Source organism: Niastella caeni, from assembly GCF_004834005.1.
Lineage (GTDB): Bacteria > Bacteroidota > Bacteroidia > Chitinophagales > Chitinophagaceae > Niastella > Niastella caeni.
Genome location: NZ_STFF01000013.1, coordinates 141832 through 161099, shown reverse-complemented (window position 1 = coordinate 161099; position 19268 = coordinate 141832). Strand labels below are relative to the sequence as shown.

13 protein-coding genes are annotated in these 19268 nt (G+C 42.6%); 8 read left to right on the top strand and 5 right to left on the bottom strand.

Features of this window, described 5'->3' with window-relative positions; genetic code table 11:
* Positions 1 to 323 precede the first annotated feature (323 nt).
* Positions 324 to 665 carry a HopJ type III effector protein gene (locus FAM09_RS28790; RefSeq protein WP_136580630.1) on the top strand — a complete coding sequence of 114 codons (342 nt, stop codon included), beginning with the start codon at positions 324 to 326 and terminating at the stop codon, positions 663 to 665.
* A gap of 213 nt (positions 666 to 878) precedes the next feature.
* Here FAM09_RS28790 and FAM09_RS28785 read toward each other — a convergent pair whose 3' ends face one another.
* Positions 879 to 1895, bottom strand: a complete 1017-nt coding sequence (locus FAM09_RS28785; RefSeq protein ID WP_136580629.1) for a hypothetical protein — start codon at positions 1893 to 1895, stop codon at positions 879 to 881.
* 305 nt (positions 1896 to 2200) lie between these two features.
* On the opposite strand from FAM09_RS28785, the gene FAM09_RS28780 reads away from it, so the two are divergent.
* Complete coding sequence (locus FAM09_RS28780; protein WP_136580628.1) at positions 2201 to 3019, top strand: ion transporter; 819 nt, start codon at positions 2201 to 2203, stop codon at positions 3017 to 3019.
* A 32-nt stretch (positions 3020 to 3051) separates the two neighbouring features.
* Here FAM09_RS28780 and FAM09_RS28775 read toward each other — a convergent pair whose 3' ends face one another.
* Together FAM09_RS28775 and FAM09_RS28770 are read right to left on the bottom strand one after the other, a co-directional pair.
* The gene (locus tag FAM09_RS28775; protein ID WP_243751800.1) at positions 3052 to 3375 is read right to left on the bottom strand and encodes a bleomycin resistance protein; all 324 of its coding nucleotides are present in this window, start codon (positions 3373 to 3375) and stop codon (positions 3052 to 3054) included.
* A 116-nt stretch (positions 3376 to 3491) separates the two neighbouring features.
* Positions 3492 to 4751: a hypothetical protein gene (locus FAM09_RS28770; RefSeq protein ID WP_136580626.1), complete on the bottom strand. Its 1260-nt coding sequence runs from the start codon at positions 4749 to 4751 to the stop codon at positions 3492 to 3494.
* A gap of 203 nt (positions 4752 to 4954) precedes the next feature.
* On the opposite strand from FAM09_RS28770, the gene FAM09_RS28765 reads away from it, so the two are divergent.
* The 3 genes from FAM09_RS28765 to FAM09_RS28755 all read left to right on the top strand — a co-directional run bounded on the left by FAM09_RS28765 (position 4955) and on the right by FAM09_RS28755 (position 10858).
* On the top strand, positions 4955 to 7636 hold the full coding sequence (locus FAM09_RS28765) for a TonB-dependent receptor (protein ID WP_136580625.1): 2682 nt from the start codon (positions 4955 to 4957) through the stop codon (positions 7634 to 7636).
* 66 nt (positions 7637 to 7702) lie between these two features.
* Positions 7703 to 8971 carry a C4-dicarboxylate transporter DctA gene (gene dctA / locus FAM09_RS28760; RefSeq protein WP_136580624.1) on the top strand — a complete coding sequence of 423 codons (1269 nt, stop codon included), beginning with the start codon at positions 7703 to 7705 and terminating at the stop codon, positions 8969 to 8971.
* A gap of 48 nt (positions 8972 to 9019) precedes the next feature.
* Complete coding sequence (locus tag FAM09_RS28755; RefSeq protein WP_136580623.1) at positions 9020 to 10858, top strand: phosphoenolpyruvate carboxykinase (GTP); 1839 nt, start codon at positions 9020 to 9022, stop codon at positions 10856 to 10858.
* A 3-nt stretch (positions 10859 to 10861) separates the two neighbouring features.
* Here FAM09_RS28755 and FAM09_RS28750 read toward each other — a convergent pair whose 3' ends face one another.
* Positions 10862 to 11575 carry a response regulator transcription factor gene (locus tag FAM09_RS28750; protein ID WP_136580622.1) on the bottom strand — a complete coding sequence of 238 codons (714 nt, stop codon included), beginning with the start codon at positions 11573 to 11575 and terminating at the stop codon, positions 10862 to 10864.
* Positions 11576 to 11587: 12 nt separating this feature from the next.
* Complete coding sequence (locus tag FAM09_RS28745) at positions 11588 to 13018, bottom strand: sensor histidine kinase (RefSeq protein ID WP_136580621.1); 1431 nt, start codon at positions 13016 to 13018, stop codon at positions 11588 to 11590.
* Positions 13019 to 13264: 246 nt separating this feature from the next.
* On the opposite strand from FAM09_RS28745, the gene FAM09_RS28740 reads away from it, so the two are divergent.
* From FAM09_RS28740 to FAM09_RS28730, 3 genes are read left to right on the top strand one after another with little or no spacing between them, the layout of a single operon-like run.
* Positions 13265 to 16351, top strand: coding sequence for a SusC/RagA family TonB-linked outer membrane protein (locus tag FAM09_RS28740; protein WP_208025675.1), 3087 nt, complete (start codon positions 13265 to 13267; stop codon positions 16349 to 16351).
* An 18-nt stretch (positions 16352 to 16369) separates the two neighbouring features.
* A complete protein-coding gene (locus FAM09_RS28735; protein WP_136580620.1) occupies positions 16370 to 18223 on the top strand; it encodes a RagB/SusD family nutrient uptake outer membrane protein in 1854 nt (617 codons plus the stop codon).
* 39 nt (positions 18224 to 18262) lie between these two features.
* Positions 18263 to 19234 carry a BT_3987 domain-containing protein gene (locus FAM09_RS28730; RefSeq protein WP_136580619.1) on the top strand — a complete coding sequence of 324 codons (972 nt, stop codon included), beginning with the start codon at positions 18263 to 18265 and terminating at the stop codon, positions 19232 to 19234.
* Positions 19235 to 19268: the final 34 nt, after the last annotated feature.

The following is a 19268-nucleotide window of genomic DNA, read 5'->3' as shown; positions in this document are numbered from 1 at the left end:
CCCGGACATGTTCATCAAAACACATCGCTCGTTCGCCGCTTCTATTTATTTTATAGACAATATAGCCAGAGATCATTTAATAGTGGGCGGGGTGTCTATACCCATTGGCAGGCAATATTACAAAGCTGTAATTGAGCAGTTAAATATTATTGAGTGAGCTACGACATAACCTTACAACCTGGGATTAATAATTTCACCGTCTCATGTCTAATGAAAATCTATATCTTTAATTTCTATTCTTGACCGTTAAATGAGGTGTGCTGAAGTTGTAATCTCAAGATTCCCACACAGCCTCACATTGATTTTAATAAAATAAATGCTGAATGAAAGAGCAAATAATTACTTTGACAAAAAAATTAAAAGACAATTCACTTACGTTTAAAGAGGTGATTGAATTTATTGAAACGTACTATCAACATCAGCCCACAGCCTTTAAAAATGGGGAGGCATATAACGAAGCAACACAAAACCAGGGCAGCGCCAAAGTTTTTGCTTTCGCTCAATTAAATAACCTGAGTAAAGAAGATACGCTGTACTTATTTGCAGAACACTATCAATCGGTATTGAATAATCCCAATGGGACCGATCACCAAAATATCAGGCAATTTATCACCCATGGCTGGCCAGGGATCGCTTTTGAAGGGCAGGCCCTGTTGGCGAAATAGTTCTGGAAGCCCTAAGACAAAAGCTATGAATTATGGATTCATAGCTTTTTTTATTTTAATTATTGGTTGAAACTTTGCTTATGGATTTGGGATTCGTTGCCAAAACAATTTTTTTGGAGTGGCGCCAGAGTTATTTTTAACCCAGCGGGTTCAATGGAAGTTAAAAATGTTCCTATTAATAATAAACGAAAAAAATCAACATATGAAAAAAACTTAAGGAACTTTATAGGCATTAATTCTGTCGATAACATTTGCTAAAGGAGTGGCAATGGCATTGATCCATTGAAAATTGCCATTTCTATTATCATTTATAGTCAATTGTATGGGGCAGGCTTCACTTTGAATCGCATTGACCTTAAAAACGTTTGTTGCTGCATCAAATTTTAAATAAGGGGCCCCTGAAGATCCGAACCGAAAATATCCCTTTATCAGATATCTTAATCCTTCCAACGTGTAGTTGCCGCCAATTCTGTCAGGCTGCTTTATCCATTGGTCCAAAAAACCCTCAATATTGGCTACGTTTAATAATCTTCCAGGAGTTAAATCTGATGGCGCTGATTGAAGACAGTAGAAGTCTTTCTCTGAAACATCATATATTTCATTGTCAATTTCGAAAAAGGGAATTAAGTCAATGATGCTTTGGTGCGTATTGATAATTCTATAAAGTGCAACATCGTCAGCGGTAAAAGCTTCTATCAATTCTATTTCTATCAAATACGTCTGCCGCTGTGAGTTTGGGTCTAAAAATGTAAGTGAAGGAGGAAAGCGGGCATGTGCAGCAGCATCATTATAGAATTGCGCTGCTTTCTGTTGTATAATCAAATATGGTTTACAGATATTTTTTTGATATAAGGTTTCGATCCTGGTATCATAATTAATTCTCTTCAAAATATCGACTAACAACGTGTAGTCATTTTGATTGGCTAAATTCAAATATCTTTTGTTAGTAGCGTTGTCAGGGATATACCATCCGTTAAACTGCAAAATCTCAGCATCAGTTAAATGAGGCATAATAGTGGCCTGGTAGTCTGCCTCTGTCATTGAACGAAATATGGTGAGTTCTCCTTTCAACGCATGTGCAACGCTTAAAATATAGCCATTGCCGATATGAAATGCGCAGATATCGTTGTCTATTTGTCGCCTGTTAGGCTCGTTCTCATTGTAAACAGACATGATCCTAAACAAAGGAGAGGTCATGTCATTAATAGCTGCTAATTTTTGAGCTTTCATTTTGAACAGTTAATGATTGCTAACACATAAATGTACGCAGATCTTTATTACTATCTGTTTTGTTACAAATTTGACTGATTATCAGAATTGAAACAAATTCCCGGCTTTCGCATTTTTTAATACCCGGGCCACTTTTTTAAAAAACACCCTTCTAGTGCTGCCTGGGATTTTATAATCTCACCCGTCACATGAGGTGGGCCGGCGTTTATCGAACAGCAAAAAATTGCTTACATTCAGTGTATTAAAGCGGGAATGCTGATTTGGATGATTATGCGGAACTTTACAGTATCAAAACCTGAGTGTGTATGGAAAAAGCCAACCCCCTATCGTGGCGAAGTAAGCTTCATAATACCATTTACGAATCAAACACCGTAGCCGGCAAGGTCTTCGACGTAGCCTTGCTGATATTAATAGTCTCAAGCATTATGGTGGTAATGCTCGACAGCATTAAAAGCTACCATCTCCGTTACGGCCGCATTTTTTATGTGATGGAATGGATCTTCACCGGAATGTTTACACTGGAATACATACTGCGTTTGATAAGCATTAAAAGACCCTGGCGATATGTTTTATCGTTTTTTGGCTTCATCGATCTGCTGGCCATCATACCATCTTACTTAAGTATATTTTTTGGGGGAGCGCAATCTTTACTGGTGCTTCGGGCTTTACGGCTTTTGCGGGTATTTCGCATTTTCAAGCTTACCCATTTTTTAACTGAAATGGAGTTCCTGAAAACAGCCCTCACTACCAGCTTAAAAAAGATCACCATCTTCATGCTGGTGGTACTGAGCCTCGTTATCATTCTGGGCTCCATAATGTACCTGGTAGAAAATGGAGAAAATGGATTTATCAGCATTCCCGACAGCATTTATTGGGCTATTGTAACCATCACTACGGTGGGTTATGGCGACATAGCCCCGGTAACGCCAACGGGTAAGTTTATTGCCTCTGTAATGATGTTCATTGGTTATGGGATCATTGCGGTGCCTACCGGTATTATCACCACCGAAATGGCCATTGCTGTTCGTGCGAGAAAACATGGCCACGAAACCTGCCCGGGCTGTGGAAGAGAAGGCCACGACAAGGATGCAGTGTTTTGTAAGTTTTGTGGTACGTTGTTATAAAAATAAGCGGGGCCGTTAAGCGTCTTTCGTTTCTAAATGCTTTGTCCGAAAGTGAGCAAGTTGTTATCAGGGTCAAGCATGGAAAATTCTTTTTGCTTCCAGGGTTTAATTTGCAAATGTCCGGCCGGGTGTATACTTATTTTTTTGTCTAACATTTCCTGGTACAGCGAATCGATGTCATCTGTTCGTATATACACTTGCCCATAGTTCTCCCTGGGATCAAGCTCTTTAAACAAAAAAAAATGAATTTGAATGCTGTCTTTTTGAACCATTAAATATTCGTCATAGTCACCTCCAAATTGCTGAAAACCCAATTTGTTTATGTAGTACTCCTTTGTGACGGTTCTGTCACGCATTGGTATTTTTGGATTAATGGCTGTAAGCATATTTTTATTTAAGTACTGTAAATATAAAGCAACGTCTGTTTCAACCAGAACCGATCATCCCAATTTGCCGGTAACCTTGCCTTTCGCTATTTGTGGCTCGTATCAGCAGATAATATTACCCCCTCCTGTGGTTCCCTCAGAATAATGCTCTTTTCATCCAGCAAATTTTTTAGTGTTGCTTCCCGTAAATTATCAAGCATTTGATTTTTCAGATAAAAAGTCTTTACACTGCCATTTGCCTGATGCCAGTTAACGATCTTGCATTTACAGCTTGCATTTTCTACTGTATTTATGACCTCTTCAATAGTGCCGCCTTTCCCTTCTTTTACATATACTTCACGAATACCTACAATATTATTCAGGCTGCCCACATCAAAATTCCAGGAAGCTGAAATAATAGGGATAAATCGTGTTTCCTTATTCAGTTGCATCAGCGAATGTCGTGGCGATTCAATGGCACCGGTATTATTTTTAATATGAGAATGGAGGGATACCAGATATGGCGCCTCATATTGCGCATAGCCCGTGTGGTTAAAATTAGCTCCATACCTGTTGTAAATAAAATACCCGTCCTTATATTCTATATGCACTACATTAAAAACAACCTGGTGAAATCGATTTGGGTCTGAACTTCTGGCCTGTGGTGAACCGGTATAACATAACCAGATCCCCTCCAGACTATCAATCTCAGCCTGGGTAGGTTGATATGGCAAAACGTTCATATCCTTCTTTACCATGCTCCATTCATTTTTTAAGCGGAGCCATTTGTATGTTGTAAAAAAAGAAACGGCAAGAAGGGCAAAAAGCAGTGCTAAAAGGGCCCTTTTCTGTTTGGTAAATTTCGAGCGATTCTGCGTGAGTAATGTTTCCCGCTCCATCTCATACCTCGAGATCCTGGCTTTAAGTGTTTCCTGTTCTTTTTTATAAGTCTCCAGCTCATTCCCGGGGGAAAACTCAGTAACAAGCAAACCTTCATCAACCGGATTTTCCTCAAAACCTTTTCTTCCGGTTCCAAAGAGGTAGATGTAACAGGCATCTACAAGAAAGGGCCTTGGGCTTGCAACAATTCCGTTATAAGCATCCTTGATCTGTCCACCGGTAATATCATATTTTCTATAAGGATATTCTAATTTTTCAGTATTAAGGCTGGCAGGATATTTTTCATGGTTCAGTATATGTGCAGTGTGGGGTAATTCATTACTTATATCGCTCAGAAGCTTTGCCAGATCTTCGTAATTCTTTCTGTTTGTATTAAGGGTAATTTTGTGACCAGTAGTCTGCTCATACTTTTCCACCACTTTCGTAAGCAGGTAAACAATCTCTTCCTTGCCGGTCTTAATTTTCATATAACAATATGGCTTTTAGCAATTTGCAACGTTTCGGAAATTAAACAGGAACCTTCGGAAAGATAATATTTTCTTCAGAAATCAATTCAGAAGCAATCATAAATATAAAAGGCAGCCATGAATTGTAAATTAGGAATTGAAATGAGGGTTAGCCGCCCTTAAGTACGTAGATTATTCTTTTGCCATATTAAAACGACTGCAATATGAAAAATGTATTAAAATCATTATATTTTTTCCTGCTTTGTTTCTGCCTGGTACAAAGCATACAAGCGCAAAACAATACAATCTCAGGCAAAATAACCGGTGATAAAGGAGAGGCGCTTGCCGGCGCCACCGTTACCCTTAAAGGGAAAGGTAAGGCGGTTACTACAGACAGCGCAGGGCTATTTACTATTAAAGCAGAGCAAGGTGATGTATTGATAATATCGTCTGTTGGTTACTCGGCTAATGATGTAAAGGTCACATCAGAGACTAATTACACAATAAAGTTAACCGCTAGTGCTGCCGGCCTGGGAGCTGTGACTATCATTGGTTCCCGTGGCAAACCCCGTACAGATGTTAACCGCCCTGTACCGGTAGATGTTATCAATACTAAAGAATTAGAAAATACAGGGCAAACTGACTTGGGACAGATGGCGCAGTTTACCTCTCCCTCGTTCAACTCGGCAAAAAATGGCATCAACGGTGTGGCCAATTTTGCCGACCCTGCTACTTTAAGAGGCATGTCGCCCGACCAGTCATTAGTACTGGTAAATGGAAAAAGACGCCATCAGTTTTCTGCCATTAATAATAATGTAACGGTAGGTAAAGGCACCGTAGTAACTGATTTAAACAGCATTCCCTCATTAGCCGTAGAACGAATGGAAATTTTAAGAGACGGGGCCGCAGCACAATATGGATCAGATGCAATCGCTGGTATAATGAACCTCTCCTTAAAGAAAAATATAAATAGCGGAACATTTAAAACGCAATTCGGGGTTACAAAAGAAGGAGACGGCGGCACTGCTCTGGCTGCCTTAAACTATGGATTTGGTTTGGGTAAAAAAGGAAGTTATTTAAATTTCACATTACATTATCAATATGTGGGCGGCACCGACAGGGTTGATCCATTTACGGGAAGAATCTACAATAGTAACAAGGCAACTGATGATAGTATTCGTAATGCCAGAGGTGTGTGGCCAACGGATAAGTCTGCTTATGTAACCAAATATGGCAGCAACCAGACCAAAGCCTATCAGGCTTTCGTAAACATCGGTTACCCATTAGGAAAGAGCTGGACGCTATATAGTTTCGGCGGGTTTTCAAGAAAGGATATTTTAGCGTATGGCTTTTTTAGGAACGCAATTGCCAGTGATGCTAATTCAAACCCATCCCTTTTCCCTGATGGTTATATACCGGAACTTCCCGGCAAAACCACTGACTATTCTCTCTTTGCCGGAGTAAATAAAACGTCGGCAACAGGATGGAATATTGATCTAAGCACCGGTTACGGATCAAACTATCTGGATCTATATGCCAACAACACAACCAATCCATCAATGGGCGCTGAATCACCAACTGATTTTTATGTAGGCAGAAATACATTTGGCCAAAGCACTACTGAAGCTACATTCAGCAAAAGTTTTGACGGTGCATTTGGAACAAAATCTGTCAATGTAGCATTTGGTAGTCAGTTACGCATCGATCAGTTTAAACTTACTGAAGGCGATTCACTCTCCTATAAGGCCGGGCCATTAGCCACATCAAACAATAAGGCGCCCGGCAGCAGCGGAAGACCTGGTATTTCCCCGGCGGATAAAGCAAGTGAAAGCAGAACAAATATTGGATTGTTTGCAGATCTTGAAAGCGATATTACTGAAAAATTTCTGGTAGCATTTGCCGCTCGGTATGAAAACTATAGTGATTTTGGCAGTAATCTTTCAGGTAAACTGGCCACCCGTTATAATCTCACAAAAAACTTTGCGGTGAGGGCTTCCATCAATCGCGGCTTCAGAGCACCATCATTACAACAGGTTTTCAATAGCCAAACCACTTCAACAGTACAGGCTGGTGTTATCCGCCAAACAAAACAATTGCGCAGCGATGACCCCAGGCTATCGCAATTGGGTATCGAATATCCTAAAGCTGAATTAAGCTGGAATTACAACATTGGTCTAACAGCAAAAGCAGGCACACAATTTTTATTTACATTAGATGCGTTCCAGATAGATGTAAAAGACAGGATCATTATTTCGGAACAACTCCCTGTTAATAGTTCAATTCCGGCGTTGCTGGCAGCATTTCCACCAAGCTCAGGTATAAGAGAGGTTACCTTTTTTACCAATCATATCAACACCCGTACAACAGGTATTGATTTTGTTACCAGCTTTAAACAAAACCTTACACCCACAAGTGGGTTAAATGCCAGCCTGGCTTTCACTTTTAATAAAACAGAGATCACTTCACAAAAACCAACACCAGCGCAATTGCAGGACGGAGCAACCAGTACTGTTAAATTAATTGATACAGTAAGCATCTCACTCATTGAAACATCTCAACCCCGAAATAAAATTCTGGCAAGTGTGGGATACCAGGTGGGTAAATTTAATATAACAGCCAAGGCAACCTATTTCGGTAAAGTAATAGCCTGGGAAAAACCTTCAGGACTTCCACACCGCAGCCAGACATTCTCCGGAAAAACCCTTGTAGACGCAACAGTTAATTATGACATCACCAAAAAATTTTCAATTACGCTCGGTTCCAACAATATTTTTAATGTATATCCCGATAAAGTATTGTCTACTTATGCATCGTATAGCAGCGGACAAATACCTTATACCCGAAACGCCAATCAGTTTGGGTTTAATGGCGCTTATTATTACTCAACATTTAATTTGAAATTTTAATAATAACAACAATAGGTCCTATTTTGCAAACCATTGCGATGCCAATTTATTAATGCAATAGTTATAATGAAAAAAGTATTCACCAACCTCACCTTTTGGGTTTTAACTGCAATTACAACCGGGGCCTTACTGGGGCATTTTGATCCCCCCACGGCTGTAAAGATGCAGCCATTAGGTAAATATTTTATTGAAATAGTAAAAGTCTTTATCAATCCCATCATTTTTCTTACTATTTCGCTCGGCATAAGCGGCATGGGTAATTTAAAAAAAGTTGGCCGGGTTGGAGGCAAGGCGTTGTTGTATTTTGAAATTGTAACAACCCTCGCATTATTTATTGGCATTATAGTAGCATGGTTCATTCAACCGGGCAGTGGGGTAAATAAAGCAGCGGTACAAGGTGGCGATATTTCAAAGTACACTACAGATGCGAAAGCATTTAGCTGGCTAACTTTTTTAAAAGACAATTTAACGATCCAGGTCTTACTGGTATCTATATTATTCGGCATCTTTTTAAGTAAATATGGGGGCCGCGAAAAAATAATAAAACCGCTTTCCGTTGCCAGCAAATATGTTTTTAAAGCTTTGCATTGGGTAATGTTGTTTGCACCTATAGGCGCATTCGGGGGCATGGCCTTTACCATTGGAAAATATGGTATCGACACATTAATGCCATTAGGGAAGCTGATGCTTACTGTTTATATCACAATGGCGCTTTTCATTTTTGTTATATTGGGAGCAATTCTCCGGTATTACAGGATCAACATCTGGAAATTTTTACGATATATAAAAGAAGAGTTACTGATCGTATTAGGCACTTCGTCATCGGAAGCCGCATTGCCATCCTTAATGGAGAAATTAGAAAAAATGGGATGTAGCAAACCCGTTGTGGGCCTGGTAATACCTGCTGGTTATTCATTTAATTTAGATGGTACAACCATTTATTTGTCTATGGCTGTGCTTTTTCTGGCACAGGTGTTTCACGTTGATTTAACCATGGGGCAAATATTGACTGTAATTGGAATATTAATGGTGACCTCAAAAGGAGCAGCAGGTGTTACCGGCAGCGGTTTTGTTGTTCTTGCGTCAACACTTACAGCCGTTAAAGTAATACCTGTAGAAGGGCTGGCACTATTACTGGGCGTAGATCGCTTTATGAGTGAGGCCCGGGCCATCACCAATTTTATCGGTAATGGCGTGGCAACCGTTTTCCTCGCCAATAATGAAAAAGAATTTGACAGGGTAAAAATGGATGCTGCATTTTCAAAAGAAGTATATGAATATGATCCTGAAGAATTAAACCTGCTACAGGAAGAAATACCGCTGGCAGAAAAATAATATTAGCCGTATAAAAGCCTGGTAATATCTTTTAAACATTAACTTATTATGACAACAGTAAGCACAATTACCAATCATAAAGGTTTACTTAATTGGGTAAAAGAAACAGCCGCCCTGTGTACGCCTGAAAGCATTTATTGGTGTAACGGCAGCAAAGAGGAATATGATGCTTTGTGTAACCAATTAGTGCAGAAAGGAACTTTTGTAAAATTGAATGAGAATAAATGGCCAAACAGCTATGCCTGCTTCAGCGACAAAAGTGATGTGGCAAGAGTGGAAGACAGAACGTATATCTGCTGCCGGAGAAAAGAAGATGCGGGGCCAACGAACAACTGGATGGAGCCGGGAGAAATGAAAAATACATTAACCGGGTTGTTACAAGGCAGCATGAAAGGAAGGACCATGTATGTAATCCCCTTCTGCATGGGACCGGTAGGTTCTGAGATCGCTAAAACTGGCGTACAAATTACCGACAGCGAGTATGTTGTTGTGAATATGAATATAATGACCCGGGTTGGTAATAAAGTGATAGAAGCTTTAGGCAGCCATGGAGAATTTATAAAATGCCTGCATTCTTCTGGCGCTCCCCTGGAAAAAGGGCAAGCGGATTCAAAATGGCCCTGCAATCCCACAACAAAATATATTGTTCATTTTCCTGAGGAAAAAAGTATTGTTTCTTACGGTTCTGGCTACGGTGGTAATGCCTTGTTAGGAAAAAAATGTTTCGCATTACGTATAGCATCGGTAATGGGAAAAGAACAGGGCTGGCTGGCAGAGCACATGCTAATACTTGGCGTAGAAAATCCACAGGGGAAGAAAACTTATGTGGCTGCTGCCTTTCCTTCAGCCTGCGGTAAAACCAATTTTGCCATGCTTATACCACCCACCACAATGAATGGGTGGAAAGTGACAACCGTTGGCGACGATATCGCCTGGATCAAACCTGGTAAAGACGGTTACCTCTATGCGATCAACCCTGAGTATGGATATTTTGGAGTAGCTCCCGGCACAAATGATAAAACAAACCCCAATGCAATGGCTGCCCTACGCAGCAACAGTATTTTTACCAATGTTGGCGTAACACCCGATGGCGATGTATGGTGGGAAGGCTTAACAAAAGAAGCTCCTGCCAATATTATAAACTGGCAGGGAGCAAAACATGATCCATCAGGCGGCCAACCGGTTGCACATCCCAATTCGAGATTTACAGCTCCTGCATCGCAATGCCCCTCTATTGACAGTGACTGGGAAAACCCAGAAGGTGTGCGAATCAGCGCTTTTATATTTGGTGGCAGGCGGGCTACAACCATCCCATTGGTTTATCAGGCATTTAATTGGAATTTTGGGGTATACCTTGCCAGTACGATGGGTTCTGAAACTACTGCGGCTGCATTTGGAGAACAGGGTAAAGTAAGAAGAGATCCTTTTGCTATGTTGCCGTTTTGCGGTTATCACATGGCTGACTATTTTAATCACTGGCTTCAATTTGGTAGAAGTTTGTCTAATGCCCCACGGATCTTTGGCGTAAACTGGTTTAGGAAAGATAAGGACGGCAATTTTTTGTGGCCCGGATTTAAAGATAATATGAGAGTACTGAAATGGATTGTTGAACGGGTAAATGGTACTGCCTCTGCTATAGAGAGCCCTGTGGGCTGGGTGCCCCGTTACCGTGATATGGATTGGACCGGGCTTGATTTTACAAAACAGCAGTTCAGAGAAATAATGGAAGTTGACCGGGAGGCCTGGAAGGCAGAATTGCTGAGCCACGAAGAACTTTTTGCACGGATGTACGATAAACTGCCGAAGGAGTTTATTTTTATGAGAGAGTTATTATTATCTGCCTTATGGCGCTCACCGGAGCATTGGGGTTTGCAGCCTGAGAGGTGATTATTACGGACTGATCACCGGCAACTCTTTCACGCGGAAGATAAATCCTACGCCATACACATTCTCGATGCTCATACAATCTGAATTGTTCAGGTGTTTTCGAAGGCGGGAAATAAAAACGTCGAGACTGCGGCCGAGAAAATAGTCGTTCTTCCCCCATAGCTCTATGAGGATATCTTCGCGCCGCAATATCCTGTTCGCATGCCCGAAGAGGTACAACAGCAACTCCGCTTCCCGGGGCGTGAGAACGATCTCATTGCCATGTTTGATAGACAGCCCCAGAGAATCTTTGTTAAATTCCACGTCGCCGCGAACGATCACCGGTCGTTGCGGCATTTCAGCACCAGCACAGCGCCGGATGATATTCTTTATCCGAAGCACCAGCTCATCTACGTCGAAAGGTTTTGAAATATAGTCGTCTGCGCCGATTTTCAGGCCGTACAGGCGATCAGCCTTTTCATTGCGGGCCGTTAAAAAAAGAAAAGGAATACGAAGACCTGATTCAATGATCTTGTTGGCCAGCTCAAAACCATCCATCACAGGCATAGAAATGTCGATAAGGGCTAATTGATAAGCGCCCCGCTCATGTTGCAACTGGCCGAGCGCCTCCTTGCCATTCTTCGCCCAGCTTACCTCGAAGCCAACGATCTCCAGGTACTGTTTCACCACATTCCCAAGATCGATCTCGTCTTCAACCAACAGGATCTTAGCATTCATAGGAAGTTTTTTTTAATCTGATAAGGGTATGCTGATCGTAAATACACTTCCCTCGCCTTCCGCGCTCCTGATGTCAATCTTCCATCGATGCGAATCGATCGCCTTGTTAACGTAAAACAACCCTAATCCCAGCCCCTTCACCCGGCTATGGGCCTCACTCCTGCCACGGTAAAACTTCTCGAAAATATGCCTGCGCACTTCACTTGTCATCCCAATGCCATTGTCGGCTATCGCGATGTGCAGGAACTTCCGGTCGCTGAACGTGGTGACTACGATCTCTTTATTCTCCCTGGCGTTGTATTTGACAGCATTATCAAAAATATTCAAAATTATGGTAGTAAACCAGAAGGGATCGAGGAGAACGACATCCCGTGTGGCATTTTTGTGCAGGGAGAGGTTAACGTTCGATTCCGTTGCATTGAGCCGGTAATCGAGCAACAGGTCGTCGAGCAGGTGGTGCACCGATCTTTTTTGAAGCTGCAGGGAAAGTTTGTTCATCGTTGTTATCTCCAACGTTTGGCCAATCAACGTTTTGAGCCGTTCAGCCTGCCGCTGCACCACTTCGGTCAGGGGCAACAGGCTTTCCCTGTTCGTTATGATCTTTTCATTCTGCATGGTGCGATTGGCTACGATAATGGCAGATAACGGGGTATGAAATTCGTGCGTAATGCTGTTGATGAAATCAGATTTCATCTGCGACAGTTTCTTTTGCTTTATCCAGTTACGGAAGGTAACAAAGTACAGGAGCACCACGCCACCAACCGACAAAAGCGACAACAGGAAGGTAGGCATCATCAGGCGGAGGATCGTTTGTTTTCGGTCGTAGGTATCTATATACAGGCTGAACGATATGCGGTAGGTGTGTGCAACGCTGATGCTAACCACTATATTCTTTGCCAGGGTATTTACTTTCAGGTCGTTTAGCGTGCCTCCCACCCGTATCCCTGCTTTCGTTTGTATGTGCGGATCGATCCATTGATAACTGCCATGCTGCTGGTAAACCGGAATATACCGGTCGCGCTGAAAGGCTATTTCCACCGATTCGATGGTAGAAGCATACTGTATTTTCCTGTTGAGCCGGTTACGCTGCATGATGACCTGCAGCAGGCTGTCTAAATTATTGGCCCTGCGCAGATCACGAAAGGCACTGTCGCAAACCTGTTGACTAAACCGGTTGAACGCCGGCCGGTTGTGGTTGTATAACTTCTCCAACTGCTGCATATGCCCCATCACATACCTGTCTAATATCGCTCCGCCGCCGGGAAACACCTTGTCGTTCCTGATGGCTGCCAGGTATTCGTTCGTAATGGTTCTCTTCTCCGCAAAGAAATAATGATCGTTTTTCAATTCATAGGTATTGTATAGCAGGAAGAATTGTACATACGAGAGTATAAGAAAGCTGGCAACGGCAATGACCGTATGAAGGGTGGTCGTATATTTCAAGCAGCCTTGTTTTGGGTTATGATTCAGTTTCCGCTAACGCTTTGCTCAGTAATATATAATCTTTTTCTACATAATTTTCCCGCAATCAGTGGGGTACACATAAAATATTTCTGAAAAAAGGCGAAATAATTTCCGCTAAGGGCCACCCGTTTAGTTTCTGTTAACAATCCGTTTCAGATCCATTAACTATTCTACCACTGCTAACTTTTTAATATTGTTTTTCTAACCAAAATTAAAACGAAAGCTATGCCCAGAAACTTTCTGCTTAGAGTTCTGTCTGCGTTCTTAATGACAATCCCCATTATAAACGGTGCTTTTTCACAAACTATCATTACCGTTACAGGAATTGTAAAAGACAAGATGGACAAACCCATTCCTGGCGTTTCTGTTGTAATACAGAATAAAAGCACAACGGGTACAACCACCAATAACGAGGGCGAATTTAAATTGCAGGTAAGCACCACAGATGTACTTGTATTTACGCATACTGGTTATATTGAAATGATAAGGCCGGTTAACAATTCGCTTGTACTTGAAGTGATCATGGAAGCCAAAGCCGGCAGTCTTGAAGATGTGATTGTAACCAGTTACGGTGGTAAACAAAAAAAGATCAGTGTTGTAGGAGCACAGTCAACCATCAGCGCAAAAGAATTGCAACACCCGGTAGCCAATCTCAGCACCATGCTGGCCGGTCGGGTGGCAGGTGTAGTGGGCGTACAGCGCTCCGGGTTACCCGGCAGTAACTCCGCCGATATATGGATAAGAGGAATTCAAACATTTGGCGGAAGCCCCAGCGGTGCATTGGTCATCATCGACGGTGTGCAGGGCAGAGACTTAAACAGCGTTGACCCGGAAGACATCGAGTCTTTCACCATTTTAAAAGACGCGTCTTCTACCGCGGTATATGGCTCATTGGGCGCCAATGGGGTAATTCTCATCAACACTAAAAAAGGTAAAGCAGGTAAGGTAAAACTGATGTTGAATTATAACCACGGAACTACCTCTTTTACCAAAGTGCCTGAAATGGCCGACGCCAAAACTTATATGGAACTTAAAAATGAGGCGTTGGTTGCTTCTGGCCAGGCCCCGCAGTTTACCCAGGCATATATAGACAGCACGCTTTCCGGAACGGCTAATCCTTACAGGTTTCCGAATGTAAACTGGATGGACTTATTGTTCAAAAAATATTCGTTCAACAAACGCCTCAACGTCAGCGCTACCGGTGGCAATGAAAACACGAAATACTATACCTCTGTAGCCTACTATGATGAAACGTCGCTGTTGAAAACAGATCCTAAAGTAGATTACGACGCCACCACCCTCTTCAGAAGGTTTAACTATACGTCGAACATCGATATGAACCTGACCAAAACAACAAAATTCAGTTTATACATAAACGGTTATATTACCAATTTCGTTGAGCCTGGCGGGGGCGCCGGGCAGGCCTTTGCCCAGGCACAAAATGCCAGTCCTGTTTTTTACCCACCTATGTACCCGGGCAACCTGGTTTCGGGTATAGGTTATGGTTCCACCCCTTCTCCCAATCCCTGGGCGGCCGTAACACAAACGGGTTATATTAAAAGATTTACGTCAAAAATAAACAGCGGCCTTTTTCTTACCCAGGATCTGGATTTTATTACCAAGGGCCTTAGTGCAAGAGGTATGTATTCTTATGATCTGTATAATGAATCATTTGAACGCAGAATAAGGAACAGAAGCATTTACTATTTAAACCAGGCAAATCCTTATAAACCCGACGGCACCCTGAACCTGGAACAAATGATCGCAGGTTCGGATGAGTTAGGATTCGCCACCTCCAATGGAGGCACCCGTCAGTTCACCATGGAGGGGCAGGTTTCCTACGACCGCTACTTTGGCGATCATCATATTTACTCTACAGTCGTTTACAACCAGCTGAGCCAGTTATTTCCTTTCAACGGCACCCTGAGCACTTATATTCCGTTTCGCCAGCAAAACGTAGCGGGCAAAGTCACTTATTCATATAATGATAAATACTTTACAGAAATAACTGCCGGTTATAATGGTTCTGAAAACTATGCGCCTGCTAACCGGTTTGGCTTCTTCCCCTCCATTGGGGTGGGTTGGGTTGTTTCAAAAGAAAAGTTTTTTGAACCATTGGCCAACATTTTCCAATACTTTAAGATCCGTTACTCCAATGGTATAGCGGGTGCACCGGGAACCGGTTTACGTTTTGGATTTTTAACATTGGTTACAAACAATGCCCGTGGAATTACATTCGGCAGGCCTGGCGCAAGCATGGGTGTTACAGGTGTGAACATCTCACAATACGGCGCAGACGTAAAATGGGCTACTGCCCATACACAGGACCTCGGCCTCGAGTTTAATGTTTTGAATAATAAACTATCGTTTGTGCTGGATTATTTTCGGTCGCACCGCACCGGTGTATTTTTGACCAGGGCCGACTTCCCCGACTACGCGGGGTTGCAGTATAATCCCGTTGGCAACTACGGCGTTCTTGATGCAGCCGGATTTGATGGGACCGTGGAATTGCAGGGCATTTCATTATCCAAAAAAGTAAGTATTTCTTTCAGGGGAAACTTCACTTACAACACAGATATATTGCGGGAGAACAGGCAGGCTCCTTTTGCCAATCCTTACCAGGAAAGAAGGGGACATAACCTGCTGGCCAGTTATGGTTATATAGCCGAAAGGATCTTCCAAAGCCAGAAAGAAATTGATAACAGCCCTTCACAAATTGCATTGGGTAACCCCAGGGTAGGTGATCTGAAATATAAGGACCTGAACGGTGATGGGGTTATTGATATTTATGACCAAACGAAGATCAGTCGTTGGGATGTGCCCAATTTCGTATATGGTTTTGGCGCCAACATGAACGTTGGCAGGTTTTACCTCAGTGTGTTTTTCCAGGGAATATCAGGTGCGTCGAGGTTAATGTCGGGCAATGCAGCGATGCCTTTCAGTGGCGGCGGTAATGACGGTAACATTTTTATGATCTCAACCAACAGGTGGACGCAGGAAAATAAAGCGGAACATCCTTATTTCCCCCGCCTCGGCTGGGGCAATGCTGCCACATCGAATAATACAGTGGCCAGTACCTGGTGGGTAAAGGATATGAGCTTCATTCGTTTAAAAACGGTTGATCTCGGCTATAACATTCCAAAAGAACCTTTCAAAAAAATTGGCTTAGCCAGCGCCAGGGTTTATTTCTCAGGTGTGAATTTACTCTACTGGAGCAAGTTCAAATTATGGGACCCTGAACTGAATACGTCAAACGGCAATACCTACCCCAACACCCGTAATATGTCTATAGGGTTGCAGGTTAATTTTTAATTCTTAATTATCGATACAATGACAACCAAGATATCCAAAATAATAATTGTGTTCCTGGCACTGGCGACGATGGCGTCCTGTAAAAAATTTCTTAACCAGGTACCCGATAATCTTTTAAAAGAAGCAGATATATTTAAAACCTACAACAATACCAACGGGTACCTGGCACAGGTATATGCCAACATTCCCGATGAATTCAGCACTCGTTTTGCCCCCGGTGGGAGTTATGCAGGGCCGTGGACAGGCGCTTCGGATGAAGCCAACTACTGGTCGCTCAGTTGGGTAATGTCCAATGCACTCAATCAAAGCACCTGGGATAATAATGTGGGCGGTACCTTTTGGACCAATTTTTATAAACCGGTAAGAACGGCCACTGATTTTATTTCAAAGATCGATGCAGCAACTGCTCCCGATTTAACAGCCCTGCAGAAAATGCGCTTCAAAGCGGAAGCACGTGCATTGAGAGCTATTTTTTATTACTGGATGATGCGCCTGTACGGGCCGGTAATCATTTTGGAAGATGTAGTGCCCGTTGAGGGAACTGGTGATGACATATTTTTCCCGCGTACTTCTTTCGACAATTGCGTAGCATATGTTACGCGTGAGCTGGACGAGGCTTATGCTGAATTAAAAACTTCCGAAACATTAGGGCAAAATCAACCTGCCAACCTGCCTTTAAATAATGAATGGGGGCGCATAACCACCGGTGTTTGTAAAGCCTATAAAGCGCAGGCATTATTACTGTCGGCCAGTCCGTTATTCAATGGCAATAAAGATTACGCTTCTTTAAAGAACAAGGACGGGTTGCAATTGATCAACCAGGTGTATGATGCCAATAAATGGAAACTCGCCGCAGATGCTTACAGGGAATTCCTAAATGAATTTGTGCCGGGTACATACAGGCTTTATACTGAAAATGATACCGACCCATTTAAAGCCGCATACAAATCCTGTAAAAACGTAATGCTGAACGACTGGAATACCGAGTGGATCTGGGGAAAATCAATGTGCGGAGGCGCCGGCGACTATTGGTACGACATAACACCAAAAATGGTAGGCTACAATAACACGGTAGGAAAAGGCGCAGGTTTTCTTTCGGTGAACCAAAGCATGGTAGATGCTTATGAAATGAAGAATGGATTAGCGATCACTGATGCTGCTTCGGGTTACCAGACATCAGGATTCTCCAATTTCAGGGCGCCTTATGATGTCAAAGACCGGTCTACATTTAATCAATGGGTTAACCGGGAAGCAAGATTTTATGTAGGCGTAAGTTATAACCGTTGTTACTGGCAAAACCAGGGTAGCAGCCCTAATGAAGTGGTGCCTGTTTTTGAGCTGAGCGGCAATTCGGGCAGAACACAAAGCACATGGGATGTTACATCTACCGGGTATATCGTAAGAAAACAGCTTGCCAACAGCAACCAGTCGAGAGGCTGGGTATATGTAAGGCTGGCCCAGATGTACCTCGACTATGCAGAGGCATTAAATGAATCAAGCCCCGGTGATCCGGAAATTCTTAAAGCGGTGAACGGGATAAGAGAACGAGCCGGGCTTCCGCAATATGGCGCCGGTACAAATCCATTGCCTCTTCCTAATGGCCAGGATGCAGTACGCAATGTTATCAGGCACGAACGCCAGGTGGAGTTGGCGTTTGAAAATGTTCGCTATTTTGACCTGCGCAGATGGAAGATTGCCGCCGAAACAATGGGCGCTGATGTATATGGCATGAACATTTTTGCCGATGGAGCAGGCTTTTATGAAAAAACGCTGGTGCAGAAAAGAAGGTTCTTACCGAGAGATTATTTGTGGCCTATCCCCAACAACGAAATATTAAAAGACAAATACCTGGTTCAAAACCCAGGCTGGTAATAAACAGCTAACCCGGTTTAAAAACAAAAAACAGCATATATGTTCAGCCGATTCAATATAAATAAACAACCTCAGCCACTTTCAATACTGGTGGCTGTGTTGTCTGTTGCAATTTTATTTACTGCCTGCCTTAAAGAAAAAGATCTGTATACCCTCAAAGAAGGTGTATGCTATATGCCGCAGGCATACCAGGATAAAAACAAAGTGCGGGCGCTGGTTAAAGTGGATTCCGTGCAGGAAACGGCATTCGGATTTTATTATACCTCCTATAATGGAGCGCCTTCAGACATTACCGGTGATTTTGTGGTTGATACTGCGCTCGTAAAAACATACAATGAGGTAAATGCCTTTACGGGCAACGTTTACCAGGTGCTGCCAAAAAGCGCCTACACCCTTTCGGGCACTACCGCCATAGTTAAAAACGGGGGAGCCTCGTCGGAGCCGCTTACTTTGGCCATTAATCCAAAGAATTTAACGTTGGGCGTAAAATATATGTTGCCGATAAAATTGGTCAGTGTGTCATCGGGAACGATTGACGATAATCTTTCCGTTACCTATTTCAGAATTGATGAAATCAATGTAAGGTCAAGGGATGTTACAAAAGGCGGAACAATTACAGGAAATTATACCAATTCTCCCGGCGCTGAGCAACTACCCAATCTTGTGGACAGTAACTTCTCTTCAAAATACCTGGCGTTTAATTACAACACAGATCTCTATGTGCAGTTGGCCTATCCATCTTCCAGGAAGATAGATGCGTATAGCCTTACTTCAGCCAATGACGCGCCGGACCGCGATCCTAAAAATTTTAACCTGGAAGGCTCCAATGATGGAACAACGTGGACAACCATTGACAGCAGGAGCAATGAAAGTTTCCCCGGCAGAAATGTAACCCGTACGTTCAATCTTGCTGCAGAAGCCGAATATTCTTATTACAGGTTAAACATCACATCCATAAGCGGCGCCAGCCTTATCCAGGTTTCAGAGTGGAGATTATTGGATTATTATTGAGAGCGATACTATCTACTTAATAAAAAAAGCCCCT